This window comes from Thermodesulfovibrio sp. (assembly GCF_049969575.1).
In the GTDB taxonomy this organism is placed as follows: Bacteria; Nitrospirota; Thermodesulfovibrionia; order Thermodesulfovibrionales; family Thermodesulfovibrionaceae; genus Thermodesulfovibrio; species Thermodesulfovibrio obliviosus.
Genome location: NZ_JBMFOO010000009.1, coordinates 20,626 through 22,189, shown reverse-complemented (window position 1 = coordinate 22,189; position 1,564 = coordinate 20,626). Strand labels below are relative to the sequence as shown.

Genomic DNA, 1,564 nt, shown 5'->3' with positions numbered 1-1,564 from the left:
ACTATCGTTTATATCTTTAAAATTGTCTAAATCAATCATTAAAAGAGTAGTTGGAGTTTTTAATCTTTTTAATTTAGTTTTTAAAAAATCCAGATATGCTCTATTATGAATGCCAGTAAGAGGATCTATCCAGATAACTTCTGGAAAATTTTTTATTATGTCTTTCAAGCTTAAAATTCCTGACAATTTTTTGTTAGTATCAACAACAGGTAAATGACTTATATTGAACTGTTTCATTAAATATAGAGCTTCATTAAAAGAGTTTTCAGAGGATATGGTTATTAATGAGTTTTTATCTTTATTCAGTTTTTTCAATGTTTCAGAAATATTTTCAGGAGAAGGCTGAAGATAAAATATTTTTGGTAAGTCTCTTAAAGTTATAATTTGGATGGGTTTTTTGTCCTCATCTACCACAACAACACTTCCTATTGAGTGTTTTAAATATATCTTTAATAAATCTTGAATTTTACTATGAAGATTTAAAGTGACAGGACAAGAGGTCATTAATTCTTTAACTTTCATAATAAAAAATATAATAGCCCCCAGAAAAATCTTTTGGGGCGGATGACGGGACTCGAACCCGCAGCACCTGGAGCCACAGTCCAGTGCTCTAACCATTGAGCTACATCCGCCAACGCGCCTGGAGGGATTCGAACCCCCGGCCCACTGCTTAGAAGGCAGTTGCTCTATCCGACTGAGCTACAGGCGCAAACTAATATATTTTAAAAATTTTAATTGATTTATTGCAATATCTGCTATAATACTTCCATGGAAACTAAGATTTATGAAATTGAAGAAAAATGCACAATTAAACAAAAATTTGGAAAATGTCTTATACCGTTAAGATTAGCTCGTTTTTGTATGGACTGCTTTACAATTCATATGCAGGACAGATGTCCAAACTGCCTGTCGAATAATTCCGTAAGATTAATTGAGTTGTTTTTGTCTGAACCAGACCCCTCTGATGAAAGAATCAGAGAGGTCATAAGAAAAAAATTTATTGAAATTTATTAGGTTTTTAGTTTTTAAACAAAATTTGTTAAAAACTCTGTTAATCTTTAGAAAAACTCACGACAAAATCAGAGAAATTTGTGCTTTGCTTAAAATCAGTGCATCTTAATCTTTTCATACCAGATTGAATGTCTGTGTTTTACATAGTCTTCATCAACCCATCCTGTAAATATACTTTTAAGAAGTGGCCAGTTTGATTTAAATAAAAGAACAGTTCCAACATGAACAATAAAAGCTATCATAAATAAAAATCCAGTAAGAGTATGGATCAGAGTATTTATTGATTCCACTGTTGGTGAAAGGACAACCCACTGAAGATTTTTAAGAATTTTTATGATGCCTGTCACTGTTAAGATTAAAATTATTACTCCAATTCCCACATAGGCAATTCTCTGCTCAGGCAGATACTTGTCTGACGGAGGCTCTTTACCAATTCCTATCATTGCTGCAAGCACTTTTATACTTTGAGATAAATCTCCTTTTTTAGGTAAAAGAGCAAAGTCTTTTCTCAATCCATGATAAAAAATGTGAAAAATCACTCCTACCACAAAAA

Annotated in this window: 3 protein-coding genes and 2 tRNA genes; 1 reads left to right on the top strand and 4 read right to left on the bottom strand. The window is 32.0% G+C overall.

Translation table 11 applies throughout. The annotated features are described in order from the left end of the window. The 3 genes from ACP5O9_RS03495 to ACP5O9_RS03485 form a co-directional block, all read right to left on the bottom strand. Positions 1 to 522, bottom strand: a 522-nt coding sequence (locus ACP5O9_RS03495) for a CBS domain-containing protein (RefSeq protein WP_424905168.1), incomplete at its 3' end; no start/stop codon positions are given. A 34-nt stretch (positions 523 to 556) separates the two neighbouring features. Beyond that, a tRNA-His gene (locus tag ACP5O9_RS03490) sits at positions 557 to 632 on the bottom strand. A gap of 3 nt (positions 633 to 635) precedes the next feature. After that, positions 636 to 709 (bottom strand) — tRNA-Arg (locus ACP5O9_RS03485). 59 nt (positions 710 to 768) lie between these two features. Between ACP5O9_RS03485 and ACP5O9_RS03480 the strand changes: the two genes are divergently transcribed. Further along, the gene (locus ACP5O9_RS03480) at positions 769 to 1,014 is read left to right on the top strand and encodes a hypothetical protein (protein ID WP_424905167.1); all 246 of its coding nucleotides are present in this window, start codon (positions 769 to 771) and stop codon (positions 1,012 to 1,014) included. 92 nt (positions 1,015 to 1,106) lie between these two features. On the opposite strand, the gene ACP5O9_RS03475 is transcribed toward ACP5O9_RS03480, so the two are convergent. Then, positions 1,107 to 1,564 (bottom strand): cytochrome b/b6 domain-containing protein (locus ACP5O9_RS03475; RefSeq protein WP_428723440.1); only part of this gene is annotated, 458 nt, incomplete at its 5' end.

Excerpts from the sequence above, each read along its gene's own strand:
- ACP5O9_RS03480 (WP_424905167.1), top strand. The coding sequence starts at position 769 with ATGGAAACTAAGATTTATGAAATTGAAGAAAAATGCACAATTAAACAA.